This window comes from Pantoea sp. App145, assembly GCF_047947045.1.
In the GTDB taxonomy this organism is placed as follows: Bacteria; Pseudomonadota; Gammaproteobacteria; order Enterobacterales; family Enterobacteriaceae; genus Pantoea.
Window position 1 is genome coordinate 112,679 of record NZ_CP133294.1, and the last position, 17,064, is coordinate 129,742.

A 17,064-nucleotide genomic window follows, 5' to 3' on the forward strand; every position below is an offset into this window, starting at 1 on the left:
CATGAGCATGATTAAACCTGTTTCAGCGGTGCTGCCAGCGCCCCGACGTCGTTGGTTAACGCTGCCGCGTATCCCGTTGTTGTCGGTGATGGCGCTGGTCACGTTAACGCTGATTGTCGGCATGGCGATCTTTGCCCCGTGGATTGCCAGCCATGATCCCGAGGCGCTGTCACCCGCGTTTCGTCTCAAATCACCCAGCGCGGAGTTTTGGTTGGGGACCGATGCCTATGGTCGTGACCTGTTTGCACGCGTGGTGTATGGCGCACGCATTTCGTTAATGGTCGGGCTGGGCGTCACGCTAATGAGCGTGTTGATTGGCCTGCCGCTCGGGTTGCTGGCCGGGTATTTTCGCAGCCTCGACGCGATAGTCATGCGGGTGATGGATGGCCTGATGGCGATCCCCGGCATCCTGCTGGCCATTGCCATCGTTTCACTGAGCAGCGCGGGCATCTGGACGGTGATGGTGGCGATTATGGTGCCGGAGATCCCGCAGGTGGTGCGCCTGGTGCGTTCCAGGGTGTTATCGGCGCGTGAAGAACCCTATGTAGAAGCGGCGATCCTGACGGGTACCTCCACCTTCCGGGTGCTCACCCGGCATCTGATGCCGAATACCCTGGCTCCGCTGATTGTGCAAAGTACTTATATCTGCGCATCGGCGATTCTCACGGAAGCGATTCTGTCCTTCCTCGGCGCGGGTATCGGCACGGAAATTCCCACCTGGGGCAACATCATTTCCGAGGGACGCCTTTATTTCCAGCTGAAACCCTCGCTGGTGCTATGGCCGGGGCTGCTGCTTTCGCTGTGCATTCTGTCGATTAACCTGCTGGGCGATGTGGTGAGCGATGCCCTCGACCCGCGACTGAAAAAAAGGGGCGATAAATGACGAAACAACATTATGAGGTGCTGCATGTCGATCGCCTGTCAGTAAGTACCGCACAAGGTGTGCCGATCCTGCAGGATATCTCTTTCCGTATCCACGCCGGAGAGACGCTGTGTCTGGTGGGGGAAAGCGGTTCGGGTAAATCGGTCACCTCACTGGCGACTCTCGGTTTGCTGCCAAAAGGCGCGCTGAAGGTCACCGATGGCCGCATCCTGCTCGATGGCGAAGATGTGTTGCAGGTGAGCAGTAGCCGCCAGAAAGCATTGCGTGGCAGCCATATGGCGATGATTTTTCAGGAGCCGATGACGGCACTCAATCCGGTGCTGACGGTGGGACGCCAGATCGACGAAGTATTGCAGACGCATACCGGGCTCGGCGCGGCGGAACGCCATGCTCGCGTAATGGATGCCTTATCGCAGGTGCATCTGCCGGATATCACCCGTATCTATGGTGCGTATCCGCACCAGCTGAGCGGCGGCCAGCGTCAGCGCATTATGATCGCGATGGCGCTGGTGCTGGAGCCCCGGTTACTGATCGCCGATGAGCCGACCACCGCGCTGGATGTCACCACGCAGCAGCAAATCCTCAAACTGATCCGTGAATTGCAGCAAAAGCACGGTACAGCGGTGTTGTTTATCACTCACGATATGGGCGTGGTGGTGGATATTGCGGACCGCGTCTGCGTGATGCGCCAAGGCAATATCGTTGAATCCGGTGGAGTAGAACAGGTGCTGTCGCAACCCCGCGAGGATTACACCAAAGCGTTGCTGGCGGCGGTACCTGGCCTGGCGCCACGACCGGTACGCAAAGCCATCAGTCCGCAGGTGGTGCTGGATGTGGTGGAGCTGGGCAAAATCTATCGGGCGAAAGGGGGGCTGCTGAGCTGGTTTGGCAAACGGCGCGCAGGAACACGCGCATTGGATGATGTCACCTTCAGCCTCAAGAGAGGGCGCACGCTGGGTATTGTCGGCGAAAGCGGGTCCGGTAAATCCACCATGGCACGCTGCGTAATGCGCTTGCTGACGCCGGATGAAGGGGCGATTCGCATCACCGGCAACGATATTTCCGAGCTGTCTCCCGCGGGTCTCAAACCCCATCGTAAACGCATTCAGATGATTTTTCAGGATCCGAACCGTTCGCTCAATCCGCGCATCAGTATCGGAAAAAGTCTGGTGGAAGGGCCGATGAATCACGGCGTCTCTTTCGCCGAGGCGTGGGCGCGTGGACAGGAACTGCTGGAACTGGTCGGGTTGCCTGCTGACGCTATCGAGCGTTTTCCCCATCAGTTTTCCGGTGGGCAGCGGCAGCGTATCGCTATCGCCCGTGCGCTGGCGATGGAGCCGGATGTGATTGTGGCGGATGAAGCGGTATCAGCGCTCGATGTTTCAGTGCAGGCGCAGGTGTTGCAACTGCTTGATGACATCCAGCGTCGTCTCGGGGTGGCGATTTTATTTATTACCCATGATTTACGTGTCGCCGCTCAGCTGTGTGATGACGTGCTGGTGATGCAGCACGGCAAGGTGATCGAATACGGTGCAGCAGCTGATGTGCTGGGTGCGCCACAACATCCTTATACCCAACAACTGATGGGGGCGGTGCCTGGTAAAGGCTGGGATTTTGCCGCAGGCCGGAGGATCGGAGCATGACTTTTGATTTGCTGTTTCGTGCCGTCATGGTGGTGGATGGCAGCGGTGCTGAACCCTATATGGCGGATGTGGCCGTTGCGGGCGAACGGATTGTCGCTATCGGTGATCTCAGAGGAGAGGCGGCGCAGCGCGTGATTGAAGGCAATGGGCGCTGTCTGATGCCGGGGTTTATTGACGTCCACACCCACGATGATACCAATGTGATTCATCAGCCGGAGATGCTTGCCAAGATTTCCCAGGGGGTGACCACGGTGATTGTCGGGAACTGTGGCATCAGCGCGTCGCCAGTGGTTTTACCGGATGCGCCGCCCGACCCGATGAACCTGTTAGGGAAAAAAGACGCCTTTGTCTATCCCACTTTTCAGCATTATGTCGCGGCGGTGGAAGATGCCGGTCCGAGTGTGAACGTGGCGGCGTTGATTGGTCATACCGCGCTGCGAGCCAACGTGATGACGCAATTTGATCGTCCGGCCACCCGCAGCGAACTCGAACAGATGTGCGGGACGTTGCAGGACGCGCTTGATGCGGGGGCCATCGGTCTGAGTTCCGGCCTGGCCTATACCAATGCCCGCCAGGCACCGATGTCGGAAATGCAGCCGCTGGTGGATATCGTTGGTGCCTCGGGAGCAATTTACACCACTCATATGCGTAATGAACACGATGGTTTGCTGGACTCGCTGGAGGAATCATTTACCACAGCGCGGCAGGCCGGGGCAGAGCTGGTTATCTCGCATCTGAAATGTGCCGGAGCCGGTAACTGGGGACGGGCACCGCTGGCACTGGCGGCGCTGGAAAAAGCCGCCAGCGAACAATCCTGTAACTGTGATTGCTACCCTTACAATTGCAGCTCCACCACGCTCGATGCCTGGCGTGTTGATGGCAAGATGGAAATTTATATCACCTGGTCGGAACCTCATCCGGAGATGGCAAAAAAGACCTTGCAGGAGATCGCTGAACTCTGGGGTGTTGATCAGTGGCAGGCCACCGAGCGCCTGCGTCCGGCCGGGGCGATCTACCATATGATGAGCGAGGACGATGTGCGTCAGGTGCTGGCCCATCCGTTGTCGATGGTAGGCTCCGATGGCTTACCTTCCGATCCCAATCCTCACCCACGTCTGTGGGGCACTTTTCCGCGCGTGCTGGCCTATTACTGCCGTGATCTCAAATTGTTCGACCTGGCAGAAGCGGTGCGTAAGATGACCGGCCTGTCTGCCACACGCTTTCGCCTGCGCGATCGTGGCAGGGTCCGTGAGGGGGCATTCGCCGATTTAACCCTGGTGGATATGACCCGCATTGAAGACGTTGCCACCTATCGCGATCCCTGCCGCCAGGCACCGGGCATAGATCTGGTGGTGGTCAACGGGGTGGTGAGTTATGAGGACGGAAAAGTGCAGGGCCGGAATGGACGCTTGTTAAAACGTGAACCCGGCATTCCGGCCATTTTATAACGTTAATGGGTGGCAGGCTGCCAGGTCCCAACATCACTTGCATTGATGCGTTTGGGTAACAGCTTCGCATCGTAGAACGCATCGGCAATTTTCTGTTGTTCTGCCAGGTTACTGATGTGCACCGGTTCGATCTGATAGCTGCGCTGGGCATTTGCCTGTTCCACGGTGGAGACGGGCAGATTGCCCCACAACGGCGACAGGATTTTCGCCGCCTCGGCGGGATTGGCTTTCAGCCAGGCGGATTCCTGTTGCAGCGCCTGATACACGGTATTCAGCACCTGAGCATGCGCTTTGGCATAAGGGGTGGACACCAGATAGTAGCGCTGGTAGCTCGCCAGGCCGTCACCGCTGGTCAGCACGCGCGCGTGCTGTTCCACCTTCGCACTGGTGACGTAGGGTTCCCAGGTGACCCAGGCATCAACGCTGCCATTCTCCAGCGCCGCACGACCGTCCGCCGGTGTCAGCCAGGCGGCCTTGACGTCATTAAATCCCAGTCCCGCCTGTTTTAGCGCCGCAATCAACAGATAATGGCTGCCCGCTGCTTTGGTGACGGCGATCCTTTTCCCTTTCAGGTCCTGCAACGTTTTAATCGCTGAGTTCGCCGGGACCAGGATCGCCTGTGCGTTGGGGGAAGGGGTTTCGCGTGCGTAGTAAGTCAGGTCCGCGCCTGCCGCCTGGGCAAATACCGGCACCGTGTCGGCGACATCGGCGGAAAGATCGACGTTGTTCAGATTGAGCGCTTCGAGCAATGGCAGGCCGCTGGAAAACTCGTGCCAGCTGACATTAATGCCTTCGGCAGCAAGGGATTTGTCCAGGTCGCCGCGCTGCTTAATCAGCGTCAGTAACGTTGAGGATTTCTGGTAACCAATTCGCAACGTTTCAGCCGCCTGGGTGGAAGCGGAGATGAGTGCTGTGAGCAGCAACGCGCTGACCAGCAGCGGTCGTAAAGTGGGCATGACCTTTCCTTTTGGCGTTTATTGTCATGCGATGGTAAAAGCCGGGCCGCTACACACCAACTGCCGTCTTTGCATAAGGTTTGCCGGATTTGAGATATCCTGTAACGGCGCGATTTATCACGCCTCTACAAAATAAGCTAACCCGTAAGTTCATCATATAGATCACGCAGCCGGGTGCGCAGATAAAGCACGGCTTTATGCTTACGAGATAATAATGTCTGCACGCTCACCCCGGTTTCTTCTGCCAGCTCTTTATAGCTGTATCCCTGCAACTCGGTTTTATCGAACACTTCTCGCTGCGCGGGTGGCAGCTCCGCAAGGGCTTCGCCTAACTCTGCCCATATCATCGCTTTCAGGTATTCATCCTCGGGCGTGTGTGGCACACCGAAAAGCGTCTCCGCCAGCTCATCCTCCGCCGTTTCACCCGCCTCATCATCGGCAAAATAGGCAGACAGAGGCAGCTCGCTTTTTTTGCGCGACCGGTCGGTCATTTCATTGCGGGCGGCGCGAAACAGCCAGGCGACGGCATTCTCCACCGGCTGATCCACCGTCATCAGCCGCCAGGTAACTTCCTGCAGGATATCCTCGGCATCGTCACGTACCGGGATGCGACGGCTGATAAAGGACTTCAGCCGCGATCGGCAGGCACCGATCGCTGACATTAGCAGGGATTCCTTCGCCGTTGCGGATTTCATGGCTGTCACTCAGCTTCCGGCGTTTTAGGCGGCGTGTTTTGGGTATCCGCATTATCCTCCCAGCGTCCACGCCAGCCACAGTGACCGCGAGCATCACGGCGTCCAAAACCTTCACGGCGTTGGCGCATAAACTCTTCACGTTGTTCGGGGGTCATTTGCATCCAGCGTTCGTGCATGCGGCGACGTTCGCGCACCATGCCAAACATGCCTGCATGGAAACCCAGGCCACCAAACAGGATGCGGCACAGGACTAACAACCCCAGCGCCTGCCAGAAGCCAATACTTTTCACCCCGATGATGGCGGGAAGTAACGCATTCCACAACGACATCACCAGCAAGCCAAGTACCACCAACAGCGCGACACCCAGCAACAACGGTTTAGCCATTCTGTGTCCACCCATGCCGCGACCACCAAACCGACGTCCACGCATATCAAAATCTCTCATCGTCTTTCCTCTCATCACATTAGCGGATTACTGCCTGTGTTGAGGTAGACGAATGAGCGAAAGAAATATTGCTAAAAAAAAGAAAAATTGTGGTGCACTGACTTTCTGATGATCTTTGTAGCGCAATTTACTGGCGCAAATCTTAATCAAATTTTTTGAATTTTTTCAGCAAATCCCTCAGCTTTTACTCTCCAGGTTACAGGTCTATTCTCTCTCACATCGGGGCACGACACCCCACCCACTAAAAATTATCTCTGAGGAATTGACCATGAAATCTATCAAAACTTTCGTTGTAGTTGCGGCCCTGTCACTGGTTTCTTTCGGCAGCTTCGCGCAGAGCATCACCGCTTCCGCTTCAACCCTGGATGGCGCAGAAGCCAAAATCGCTGCTCAGGCGAAACAGGCCGGTGCCTCTTACAAAATCACCGGTGCACGTGTGGATAACGGTGCTTACCTGTCAGCTGAACTGACTAAATAAACGGTTAACGCGGGAGTAATGATTAGCCAGATCACAATGATCGCACTAATTATCAATCTAGAAACAATAACTATAGTTATTATTACTTCCATCGAAGGCGCACAGCCTTCTAAACAGACAAATTAAGGATTAAGACCATGAAAACTATCAAAGCAATGTCCATCGCCGCTGTCGCTGCTCTTTCACTGATGTCATTTGGCAGCTTTGCCCAGAGCATCTCCGTAACCTCTTCAACTCTGGACGGTGCGGAAGCGAAAATCGCCGCTCAGGCAGCACAGCAGGGCGCGCAGTACAAAATTACCGAAGCGAACACCAATAACCGTGTTCACATGACCGCAGAACTGTACAAATAACGGATGGTCGTACAGGGAAGTGCCGGAAAAGGTCGCCGCAAGGCGGCCTTTTTCGTATGCGTGGCCCGTCCTGTGAGCGGGTAAGGCAAAGTAGAAAGTCGTTAAACCAGCCAGAACGTGATGGCAATGACGACAATTGCGAAAGTCGCCGTCGTACCCCAGGCGTAAGACGGCCAGAATGTCACTGCCAGCATCCCGAATCCGAGAATGAGCAGCACCGGGATCAGGGTGCTGGCAAAATATCTCAGTTGCCTGCGCAGCCACGTCATAAAGTAATTACTCATCTTATTCGACTCCTTTCCCTGGAAAACATCTTTGATCGTCCGGAAACTCAACCCGGTCCGTCGCTGCCTGCGGCCAGTAGCGGCACAATAATGTCGCTGATCGGTGTCGCGATGCCATGCGTCCGGCCGAGCCGTGACACCACGCCATTACGGATATCCCATTCCAGCGGGCGTCCGGCCTGGCGATCGGCGAGAATGGAGGTGCCTAAATCCGGCGGGGCACGATGGAAGCCATCGATAATCTCCTGCGGCACGTCATCACTCAGGATTGCCCCCTCGGCACGGGCAACCGACAGGCATTCACGTAAATAGGCTAATGCCACATCGGTGATATCGGCACGGGAGAACATACCGGCGCGGCGTCCTGACAGCACCATTAAACCGGCGACTGCGTTTTGCAGCAATTTACGCCAGGCAACCGAGGTGAAATCATCAGAGAGGGCGACTTCACAGCGCGTGCCCTCCAGCGTTTGCCGCACCCGTCTTGCTGCGGGCGTATCAGGCAAGGTCAGGCGTGGTTTGGCTCGCAGCCAGACGGAAGCATCCGGCTCGCGCTGTGCCGGAAACCACACCACCGATGGCAACACAGTCGCTCCCGCAACGGCATTCGCCAGCATCGCTTTCTGCTCCACACCGTTTTGCAACACGCAGACCACCGTGTTCTCGTTGCATAATGCAGCCAGCCACGGGGTAGTGGCTGCCAGCTGCGTCGTCTTCACGGCGACGAAAACCACGCTGAACGGATGGGTAATCGCTGCCGGATCGGTCAGTACCGGTCCCGGCACCACGATTTGGCCGCCATCAAAACGCACTTCCAGCTGTGGGTGAGCGGTACGGCCACACACCACCGGCGTACGTCCCACTTCATGCAGGGCGGCGACGATAGTGGTGCCAATCGCCCCTGGGCCGATAAGCGCAACCCCTGAATTTCCGGACATCATCAACTCCTCAATACGACGAATAAGGTGAGTAATACCATCAGGCATACGCTGATGCTATGCAGCTCAGTGCCAGAATTAAAGCAAAGTCTTTTCATTATGGTATGAATAAAAACTCATGCTTCAGAGATACAGGTCCTGTGCCTTACGCGACTCTGCCAGCAGCCAGTTGCGGAAACTCACCACATGCGGCTGCGTTTCTAACCCTTTCGGGCAAACAAAATAGTAGGCGATAGGGGAGGGAAAGGGCGTATCGAATAAGCGGATTAGGCTACCCTCGCCAATCTCTTTTTCCACATGGCCACTGCGCGCCAGAGCGATGCCCTGGCCCAGCAGTGCGGCTTCAAGCGTCATATTGGTATCCGCCAGCCGGACGTTTTCCTTCAGTGCCGGAATGCTGATGCCAACCTGTTTAAACCAGCTCTCCCATTTGGGCACCAGATCAGCACCGTCACGCGTGAGCAGGGGATAACGTAATAATTCGGCGGGTTCCTGCGGGGTGCCAAAACGGCTGAGCAACGCCGGGCTGGCTACCGGAAAGATTTGCTCCCGAAACATAAATTCGGAGTGCAGTGCGGGATAATTGCCGTTGCCGAAACGGATCGCCACGTCCGAATCAGAACTGGAGAAATTGATCACTTTATCGCTGGATTCCAGCGTTACCAGGATTTCCGGGTGTTGTCTCGTCAGATCAGGTAAACGGGGTAACAGCCATTTCAGGGCGAAGGAGTAAGTGGTGTTCACCCTCAGCCGGAACCTGCCGTTCTGCTCGTGGAGATCGGCCAGGGTGGCATCCAGATTCATAAAGAATTCACGCACTATCGGGGCAAGGGCTGCGCCAGCTGGCGTCAGACTTAAGGTTTTTCCACGCTGAAAAAGCGGTAACCCCCAGATGTCTTCGAGATTTTTCAGTTGATGGCTGACGGCGCTTTGCGTGATATGTAATTCTTCTGCAGCCGAGGTGAAGGTTGAATGCCGGGTGGCGACTTCAAAGGCGCGTAAGGTCGCAGTTGGCGGCAGATGTTTCATAAAACGGTGTCTCCCTGGTGAGCAAACCCTGGACGATAGCTATGAGTGAATGGTCATAGTATGGCATGTTCCGGGAACCGACAGGGAGTGCACATTGTTATTATTTTATTAAATTATTATGTTGTTATAATAACCGCAGGATAAGAACAACCGGCTCAGTTCTTATCCAGCCAGCTGATAAAAAAATCACTGAACGCCGCCACCTGCTGTGGCTGAAACCGGCGCTGTGGATAGACAAATTGCAATCCCACCTGGCGGCTGTCATAACGGCTGAAGCCGATAAAGTGATCGCCAAATAACACCACCAAATCGCCATTTGCCACGTCACGTTTCACATCCCACCACGACTTGCTGGCGATACCCGCACCGCCCAAAACCCACTGGCGGATAAGCGCGCCGTCATCACTGATCATCGCAGGGCTGATTTCCACCGTCCTGATTTCATCTTCAACGGCAAAGCGCCAGATATTCAGCAGTGAACCGCGTTGTTCCATCACCAGACAACGATGCTGCGGCAGTTCAAGCGGATGCCCCGGCGTGCCGTGGCGGGCAAGATAGTCAGGTGACGCGACCAGCACCCGATGGTTCGGTTTGATCTCGCGCTTCACCAGGTTGCTGTCAGGAAGATTGCCAAAGCGGATGCTCATATCCAGCCGCTGGGCGATTAAATCCTCAACCTCTTCGCTCAGCAGCAGCGTGCTTCTGACTTCCGGGTGCAGGCGAGAAAATTCGAGCAGTGCCGGGGAAAGATACTGGCGACCAAAATCTGAGGGTGCTGAGATTCGTAGCGTGCCGCTTAGCACGCCTTCGTGCTGCGCCAGTTTCGCTTCGGCCTGTTCCATCTCTTCCAGCACCCGCAGAGCGGATTGATAAAATTCTTCACCTACCCTGGTCAGAGAAATTGCCCGGGTTGAACGGTGAAAGAAGCGCGTCTGATAACGTTCTTCCAGCGCTTTCAGACGTGCGCTCATGGTGGCGGGCGACAGGTTCATGCGCCGTCCTGCTGCGGCCAGCCCACCGGCTTCAACCACTTGCACCAGTAATGTCAGGTCTTCAAGCTTGCCCATATTGTTCTGTTTTTCCGAATAGAGATTCAGTTTTCATCATCATTATCAAAATACCCGGAATGGTTTAGTGTCAAGCCACTTTATCTGACAGAGGAAAATGAGGAATGGCAGAAAAAATGCTTCTGAAGCCAACTCAGCTGGGGGGCATGACGCTGGCAAACCGCATCGTGATGGCCCCCATGACCCGCGCACGCTCGGCACAGCCGGGAAATATTCCCACCGCGCTGATGGCTGAATATTATCAGCAACGTGCTTCGGCAGGGCTGATCATCACCGAAGCGACGCAGATTTCACCCGAGGCGCAGGGCTATTCATGGACACCTGGTATGCACACGCCGGAGCAGGTTGCGGGCTGGAGTCTGGTCACCACGGCGGTCCACCGTGCCGGGGGGAAAATTATCTCCCAGCTGTGGCATGTCGGGCGCATGTCGCATCCGTCGTTCCATCCTGATGGACGGCCGCTGGCACCGTCAGCTATCCCATTTGAAGCGCAGGTGTGGATCGTTGACGAAAACGGTCAGGGACAGATGGTGGATTGCCCGTTACCACGCGAGATGACGGAACAGGACATTCAGACGGTGATCAATGAGTATCGTCAGGCGGCGATCAATGCGATTAAGGCAGGATTCGACGGTATTGAAGTGCATGGCGGCAATGGTTATCTGGTTGATCAGTTTTTGCGCCGCACCTCAAATCATCGTACCGATCAATATGGTGGCCCGCTCAGCAACCGTATCCGCTTTGCTCAGGAACTGCTGACGGCGATCAGCGATGCCATTGGTGTGCAGCGTACCGGGATTCGTCTGGCCCCGTTTATTACCCAGCGGGGTATGGATGACCCCGAAGCGGTGGATGCCATTCTCGCGCTGGCGGCATGGTGCAGCGAAAAAGGCATTGCCTTTATCCATCTGGCAGAAGCCGACTGGGATGATGCCCCAACCATCCCGGATGCATTCCGTAAAGCGCTACGTGCCGCTTTTAATGGCAGCCTGATCGTGGCCGGGAATTACACCATTGAGAAAGCCGAAACGTATCTGCATGCCGGATGGGTCGATCTGGTGGCGTTCGGTCGTCCGTTTATTGCCAACCCGGACCTGCCAGCACGCATTGCCAGCGATCTGCCGCTGGCTACCGTGAGCGATCCGTCCACGCTGTTTGGTGGTGCGGAGGCGGGGTACACCGATTATCCACGCTATGATGTGGCAGCGGCTAGCCAGCACTAGCCAGCGAACGCAGCCACTGTGCCAGAACCTCAGCATGGTTGTGCTGCGTATCTTTCGCGGCATATAACAGGGTGACAGTACCGTTGCTTCCCCGATCAGCCAGTTGGCGACCTTCCTCTTGATGTGCGGCCAGTTCATGTCGGTAACTTGCACTGAAAGAGGTGAAATCCATAGTTTCAGCGTGGAAGGCTTTGCGCAGTTCCGTTGAGGGAGCGAGGTTTTTACACCACTCGTCATAATGAAGATCGGTCTTTTTAATGCCGCGCGGCCAGAGTCTATCAACCAGCACCCGGTAGCCATCGTCAGCGCTGACAGGATCATAGAGGCGTTTACATTGGATCACAGTTATTTTCTCCTCTCCTGGGATTCCAGCCAGCCCAGGGTTTTTTCCATCGTCTGGCGCTCCTGGTCGGCCTGCATAATAAAAGGCGCTGAAATAGTCGCGCCTGCGGCGGATTTCGCCAGAATATCAAGACTATCGCCAATGCCGTACCCGCCATGGGTGATAAAAGGGATGATATTTATTCCAGATAAATCATGGCGAACTAAAAAGGAGCGCACGATAGAGGGCAGACTCATGCCCCAGATAGGATAACCAAGATAGACCGTTTTATATTTTTTCAGGTCGGCCAGATTATTCAATAAGGGAGGATTAAAGCCGCTTTTTCTCTCATTGCTCGCCTGTTCAACCATTTCCAGGTAATCAGCAGGATAGGGTTGCTGGGGGAGAATTTCATATTGGTCAGACTTAAGGGCGCGTTGAATAATACCGGCAATCACCCGCGTGTTGCCGCTGCGGGAATGCCAGGCCACCAGTGTCTCTGACTGGCCGGTGAGGATCGAACCGGTCAGGGGCTGCGCCACAGCGTCCTGAGCCAGCAGGGAAACACCGGTCAGGAAGGGAAACAATGCCCGGCGGCTGAGGTTAAATTCATCGTTCATACTGCCTCCGGCAGCAAGGTATTTATTCAGTTCAGGGCAACCTTAAAGCTTAACAGGCCCGAAAAAATACACCTTTTGCGGCATGATTGATGAGCGGGATTCATAGGGGTTATCAGGCTGTAGCGGCGCAATTTATTGCGCGGGGTTTACCGGCACCGTACTCAGAATTGCGCGATAAATCGCGCCGCTATGGAATCGTGCGGTTATTATAATGGCAGCGATAAGCTGCCATTTTTTAATCAAAGAATTGAGAACGGATATTCAACAAATACGCGGACTTCATTACCACCGACATTATAGTCAGAAGCATCAGACGAGACGCGCAATGAGGAGAAGCGCAGTTTCACTTTCAGGTCCTTCGCGGCACCATCCGGCACTTTATACTGCAGCTGGTTGAAGAATTCGTGCTCGTGACCATTATCGGTCGCTGCGGTTTTGATATTGTCACCACGGACATAAGCAACGTCATAGCTCAGACCATTGATACCGACACCGCTCAGATCGATGGAGTAAGCCACCTGCCATGAACGCTCGTCTTCACCTTTAAAATCAGACCAGTAAGAGTTCGCCAGCCAGATGGTGTTGCCGCCATCGCCTACGCCACCCTGATTACGGTATCCGCCATAATGGTAACCGGTGCTCCCGCTGCTTTGCTGATAAGCAACTTTGAAGGTATGGATATCGAAGGTATAGCTGGCCGCCAGGCTCCAGATGGTATTACTGCGGCCAGTGTCGAGCTGATCGGCATATTCCTGGCTCAGGCGTGAGTTATAACCGTTGAAATCCAGGCCAAAGGATTGATTAGCCGCAATTGGCGCTTTGTAGTTCAGACCGAGATATTGCTTGTTAATCACGTCTTCAACATTTGACGCGTAAAACGCACCACTCAGCTGATCGGTAAATTGATAACTGGCACCGGCAAAGCTCAGGGATTTCAGGCCGGTATTATGGCTGTCGTCACTTTTCTGCTGTTCATCGGTGAAATAACCAGCTGAAACGTTTAATCCGGCAACTTCCTGCGAGTTGATCATGAAACCGGTATAGGTTTCATCCAGCAGGCGTGAATCATCGGCGGTCAGGATTGGCAGAACCGGGCGCTGTGTACCGTAACTGAGCACGGTGTTGGAGAAGCGCATTTTTGCCGTGGCACCGAATTTAGCCAAATCTGACTTTGCTTTGCCATCGTTATCCTGGGCAAAGAAATCGATGCCGCCTGCGCCACTACGGCCACGGCCGCCATCCAGTCGAACCGCATACTGCGCCAGACCATCGACGCCAAATCCGACCGGTCCCTGAGTGAATCCAGAGGAGAAATTGGCGATGATGCCTTGTCCCCACTCGCGGCGAGTGCGAATGCCGTCGTCTTTATAATTCCTGTTGATGTACGCATTGCGTAACAACACATCCAGATGGCTATCGTCGAGGAAACCGTTGGAATCCTGCTGCGCCGCAGCGGCCATTCCCGAGAGACCCATTAATGATGCTACCAGTGAAAGTTTGAAGATCTTTTTCACGTTATGTCTGCCTTAAAAAATCAATATTATTCTGTTAATGCGAAAGACTGCGCGCGGGATATTACCATCGAATGCGTGACCGAAAGTGCCTCGTTTTTATCGATTTATGCGATTTTAACGGCATTAAATCTTTTCCTGGCGGGATGTAATGATGTGGAGAGTCTATAATTCGTACGTTCAAATGGCCGGAGAGATGGCGATATTAATTAAAATCACTCATAACTGATATCAGGCAATAACGCTACAAAGCTATTTTACTCATGGCTACAATCATTTCGTGCATTACGTAAATTAAATACCACCACCCGTACCCTCTGTATGTCCCACCTGTCATGACTGGCTGATATTAAACAGCCTGAATTTTTGCAGTGATGTTTGTCGCATCGTTTTCATAATAACAATTGAAGCAAACTACTGGAGAGCTATGGAACTTTTTATCAATAATCAGACGGTTCAGGTCGATACAGACGCCGATACCCCGTTGCTCTGGGTCATTCGTGATGATCTGGCGATGACCGGGACGAAATACGGTTGTGGCCTTTCGCAATGTGGAGCCTGTTCGGTGATGGTTGACGGGCAACTGGTCCGTTCGTGTGTCACGCCGATAGATAAGCTGGCTGGTAAGCAGATTACTACCATCGAGGCGATAGAAAGCGACGAGGTTGGCAAGCGCGTGGTGGCCTCCTGGATAAAGCACCAGGTTCCGCAGTGCGGGTATTGTCAGTCAGGACAGGTGATTGCGGCGACGGCGTTATTGAAACAGGTTGCGCATCCTTCTGATGAAGAGATTGCGGCGGCGATGGTCAACCTGTGCCGCTGCGGCACGTATAACGCCATCAAAGCGGCCATCCATGACGTTGCCGCACAGGAGGGTGAAGCATGAAATTCTCTGCGGACATCTTCACCGTCTCGTTGGCACAAATGACAGAGGGAGAGGCCACCAATCTCTCACGCAGACGTTTCCTCCTCGCCTCGGCCGGAACCGTGGCGGGGGCGTTTGTATTGGGTTTTGGCCTGCCGCTGGGCGAGGCGCAGGCGCAGGATGCTAACGCGACCGTCGCTGCCGGTACGCGCGTACCCGCATTCCTGGAAATTCGTCCCGACAACAGCATCCGTTTCCTTTCCCCATTTGTTGAAGGCGGGCAGGGTATCTTCACCGGCATGGCGCAAATCGTAGGGGAGGAGCTGGATGCTGACCCCTCGCTGTTCATTGTCGAAAATGCGCCAGCAGGTAACGATTACAAAGTGATGGAGGGCGGCAGGCGCATCACCGGGGGCAGTATGTCGGTGCGCATGAGTTACGACACCATGCGCCGCCTCGGCGCGCTGGCGCGCCACATGTTACTCCAGGCTGCCGCCGCAGAACTCGCGGTGCCGCTAAGTTCGCTGATCACGGAACCGGGTAAAGTGATCGATCCGGCATCCGGCAAGTCCCTCTCCTATGGTGAGCTGGCCGCGCGTGCCATGGATCTGCCCGTACCTGCGTCAGACACGATTAAATTGAAAGATCCGGCACAATTCCGCTGGATTGGCAAACCCGTCCCGCGTCTTGATATCCACGCAAAATCAACCGGCCAGGCAATCTATAGCATTGATTGTAAGGTGGAAGGCATGTTGCAGGCAGCGGTTCAGCATGCACCGCGCCTCGGTTTGACGGTGGGGGAGATCCGTAACGAAGAACAGGTTTCAGGTATGAAAGGCGTTCATTCGGTGCATCGCTTACCGGGAGCCGTAGCGGTGGTCGCCGAGCGCTGGTGGCACGCTAAGCGAGCCGTTGAAGCCTTACAGGTCAGCTGGAATGAACCCGATGAGTCGGCACGTGAGCGTTATATGCCAGCGGATTTCTCCTCAGACCAACATGCAGAGGCACTCGCGAATGAACCGGGTAAGGGTGACGATGCCGAGACTAAAGGCAATGTCAGCCAGGCATTAGCTAGCGCCCACAGCACCCTGCAAGCCACGTATCATTCGCAGTATCTGAACCATGCGCAATTAGAGCCACCCTCTGCCCTGGCGCGTTTTAACGCTGACGGCACCCTCGAACTGTGGCTGCCTAATCAGGCCCCGGAAATGTTCCAGGCTGACGCCGCAAAACGCACCGGTCTGCCGCCCGAAAAGATTTTCATCCATTCGCCACTGTTAGGGGGCTTTTTCGGCAGACACTTTGTCTATGACACGGCGATGGTGTATCCCCAGGCAATTGAACTGGCGAAGGCGGTCGGGCGTCCTGTGAAAGTGATCTGGAGCCGTGAAGAGGAGTTCTTACGCGACACCCATCGCCCGATGGCTGCCGTCCGTTTTCAGGCCGGGCTTGATGAAGCGGGCTATCCGGTGGCGCTTGAGGTGGTCAGTATTACCGAAGGCCCTACCGAGGGCATCGTCGGTAAACGTGGTGCCAAACTGGATCCCAGCGCCGTCGAGGGATTGACCGGCAAAGCCTATGACATTCCGCACCGACGTATTGCCCAGATTTACAAAAAAGGGCCGGTGATGCTGGGTTACTGGCGCTCGGTGGGCAACTCGATGAATGATTTTCTCTATGAAAGCTTTCTTGATGAGATCGCCTTTGCCGGAAAAAAAGATCCGTTTGAATTGCGCCTGCATCTTTTACAAGGCAATCAACGGCTGACTCATTTGCTGAATGCCGTAGTTGAACTTTCCGGTGGCTGGAAACCCGGTCCTTATGACGCTGCTGATGGCTCGAAGCGTGCACGGGGTATCGCGATGGCCTCTCCCTTTGGTACTCAGGCTGCCGCCATCGCTGAAGTGTCGATTGTCGATGGCCGGGTGAAAGTCCATGAAGTCTGGGAAGCGATTGATCCCGGCAGCATCATTAACCCGGCGATTGTGGAAGCGCAGGTGAACAGTGCTGTCGCGCTGGGATTATCCCAGGTGCTGCTGGAAGAAAGCGTCTATGAGCAGGGCAAACCCGTCGCCCGTAATTACGATATGTACCCGATTCTGCCGCCTTCAGGTATGGCCAACGTCCACGTCAGGATTGTAGCCAGTGGTGAAAAAATGGGAGGGATTGGCGAACCGCCACTGCCGGCTATTCCCCCGGCTGTAGCCAATGCGGTGTTCAGGCTCACCGGTCAGCGTGTTCGCAGCATGCCGCTATCACGCCACAACTTCGCGTAATCCTGAACTGAAGCCGGAGAATAACAA

18 protein-coding genes are annotated in these 17,064 nt (G+C 55.1%); 8 read left to right on the forward strand and 10 right to left on the reverse strand.

The window, feature by feature from the left end; all coding sequences use genetic code 11:
• Position 1: 1 nt before the first annotated feature.
• The 3 genes from RCF31_RS27140 to RCF31_RS27150 are packed head-to-tail and all read left to right on the forward strand — an operon-like array spanning position 2 to position 3,974.
• The gene (locus RCF31_RS27140) at positions 2 to 883 is read left to right on the forward strand and encodes an ABC transporter permease (protein WP_416414785.1); all 882 of its coding nucleotides are present in this window, start codon (positions 2 to 4) and stop codon (positions 881 to 883) included.
• Positions 880 to 2,526 (forward strand): ABC transporter ATP-binding protein, encoded by a 1,647-nt coding sequence (locus RCF31_RS27145; RefSeq protein WP_416414786.1) that lies wholly within the window; start codon positions 880 to 882, stop codon positions 2,524 to 2,526. The genes RCF31_RS27140 and RCF31_RS27145 overlap by 4 nt, the downstream gene beginning before the upstream one ends.
• Positions 2,523 to 3,974: an N-acyl-D-amino-acid deacylase family protein gene (locus RCF31_RS27150; protein WP_416414787.1), complete on the forward strand. Its 1,452-nt coding sequence runs from the start codon at positions 2,523 to 2,525 to the stop codon at positions 3,972 to 3,974. Before RCF31_RS27145 ends, RCF31_RS27150 begins: the two co-directional genes overlap by 4 nt.
• 2 nt (positions 3,975 to 3,976) lie before the next feature.
• Here the strand turns inward: RCF31_RS27150 and RCF31_RS27155 are convergent, their stop codons facing one another.
• The 3 genes from RCF31_RS27155 to RCF31_RS27165 form a co-directional block, all read right to left on the reverse strand.
• Entirely contained in the window at positions 3,977 to 4,930 is a 954-nt protein-coding gene (locus RCF31_RS27155) for an aliphatic sulfonate ABC transporter substrate-binding protein (protein WP_416414788.1), read from the reverse strand.
• Between the two features lie 137 nt (positions 4,931 to 5,067).
• Positions 5,068 to 5,625 (reverse strand): RNA polymerase sigma factor, encoded by a 558-nt coding sequence (locus RCF31_RS27160; protein ID WP_416414842.1) that lies wholly within the window; start codon positions 5,623 to 5,625, stop codon positions 5,068 to 5,070.
• Between the two features lie 5 nt (positions 5,626 to 5,630).
• Entirely contained in the window at positions 5,631 to 6,071 is a 441-nt protein-coding gene (locus RCF31_RS27165) for a hypothetical protein (RefSeq protein ID WP_416414789.1), read from the reverse strand.
• A gap of 268 nt (positions 6,072 to 6,339) precedes the next feature.
• Between RCF31_RS27165 and RCF31_RS27170 the strand changes: the two genes are divergently transcribed.
• Both RCF31_RS27170 and RCF31_RS27175 read left to right on the forward strand, forming a co-directional pair.
• Positions 6,340 to 6,549, forward strand: a complete 210-nt coding sequence (locus RCF31_RS27170; RefSeq protein ID WP_013511516.1) for a YdgH/BhsA/McbA-like domain containing protein — start codon at positions 6,340 to 6,342, stop codon at positions 6,547 to 6,549.
• 137 nt (positions 6,550 to 6,686) lie between these two features.
• On the forward strand, positions 6,687 to 6,902 hold the full coding sequence (locus RCF31_RS27175) for a YdgH/BhsA/McbA-like domain containing protein (protein ID WP_084878987.1): 216 nt from the start codon (positions 6,687 to 6,689) through the stop codon (positions 6,900 to 6,902).
• A gap of 101 nt (positions 6,903 to 7,003) precedes the next feature.
• Here RCF31_RS27175 and RCF31_RS27180 read toward each other — a convergent pair whose 3' ends face one another.
• The 4 genes from RCF31_RS27180 to RCF31_RS27195 form a co-directional block, all read right to left on the reverse strand.
• Positions 7,004 to 7,186 (reverse strand): hypothetical protein, encoded by a 183-nt coding sequence (locus RCF31_RS27180; protein WP_416414790.1) that lies wholly within the window; start codon positions 7,184 to 7,186, stop codon positions 7,004 to 7,006.
• Positions 7,187 to 7,233: 47 nt separating this feature from the next.
• The gene (locus RCF31_RS27185; protein ID WP_416414791.1) at positions 7,234 to 8,124 is read right to left on the reverse strand and encodes an oxidoreductase; all 891 of its coding nucleotides are present in this window, start codon (positions 8,122 to 8,124) and stop codon (positions 7,234 to 7,236) included.
• Between the two features lie 123 nt (positions 8,125 to 8,247).
• Positions 8,248 to 9,153, reverse strand: coding sequence for a transcriptional regulator GcvA (gcvA, locus tag RCF31_RS27190; RefSeq protein ID WP_416414792.1), 906 nt, complete (start codon positions 9,151 to 9,153; stop codon positions 8,248 to 8,250).
• A 155-nt stretch (positions 9,154 to 9,308) separates the two neighbouring features.
• Entirely contained in the window at positions 9,309 to 10,220 is a 912-nt protein-coding gene (locus RCF31_RS27195) for a LysR family transcriptional regulator (RefSeq protein ID WP_416414793.1), read from the reverse strand.
• A 104-nt stretch (positions 10,221 to 10,324) separates the two neighbouring features.
• Between RCF31_RS27195 and RCF31_RS27200 the strand changes: the two genes are divergently transcribed.
• The gene (locus tag RCF31_RS27200) at positions 10,325 to 11,443 is read left to right on the forward strand and encodes an alkene reductase (RefSeq protein WP_416414794.1); all 1,119 of its coding nucleotides are present in this window, start codon (positions 10,325 to 10,327) and stop codon (positions 11,441 to 11,443) included.
• Here RCF31_RS27200 and RCF31_RS27205 read toward each other — a convergent pair.
• The 3 genes from RCF31_RS27205 to RCF31_RS27215 form a co-directional block, all read right to left on the reverse strand.
• Positions 11,430 to 11,786, reverse strand: a complete 357-nt coding sequence (locus RCF31_RS27205; protein WP_416414795.1) for a DUF488 domain-containing protein — start codon at positions 11,784 to 11,786, stop codon at positions 11,430 to 11,432. The two genes, RCF31_RS27200 and RCF31_RS27205, sit on opposite strands and share 14 nt — an antisense overlap.
• Positions 11,787 to 11,788: 2 nt before the next feature.
• On the reverse strand, positions 11,789 to 12,385 hold the full coding sequence (locus RCF31_RS27210) for a flavodoxin (RefSeq protein WP_416414796.1): 597 nt from the start codon (positions 12,383 to 12,385) through the stop codon (positions 11,789 to 11,791).
• 239 nt (positions 12,386 to 12,624) lie between these two features.
• On the reverse strand, positions 12,625 to 13,860 hold the full coding sequence (locus tag RCF31_RS27215) for an OprD family outer membrane porin (RefSeq protein ID WP_416414843.1): 1,236 nt from the start codon (positions 13,858 to 13,860) through the stop codon (positions 12,625 to 12,627).
• Positions 13,861 to 14,323: 463 nt separating this feature from the next.
• On the opposite strand from RCF31_RS27215, the gene RCF31_RS27220 reads away from it, so the two are divergent.
• Together RCF31_RS27220 and RCF31_RS27225 are read left to right on the forward strand one after the other, a co-directional pair.
• Positions 14,324 to 14,782 (forward strand): (2Fe-2S)-binding protein, encoded by a 459-nt coding sequence (locus RCF31_RS27220; RefSeq protein WP_416414797.1) that lies wholly within the window; start codon positions 14,324 to 14,326, stop codon positions 14,780 to 14,782.
• The gene (locus RCF31_RS27225) at positions 14,779 to 17,037 is read left to right on the forward strand and encodes a molybdopterin cofactor-binding domain-containing protein (RefSeq protein ID WP_416414798.1); all 2,259 of its coding nucleotides are present in this window, start codon (positions 14,779 to 14,781) and stop codon (positions 17,035 to 17,037) included. Before RCF31_RS27220 ends, RCF31_RS27225 begins: the two co-directional genes overlap by 4 nt.
• Positions 17,038 to 17,064: the final 27 nt, after the last annotated feature.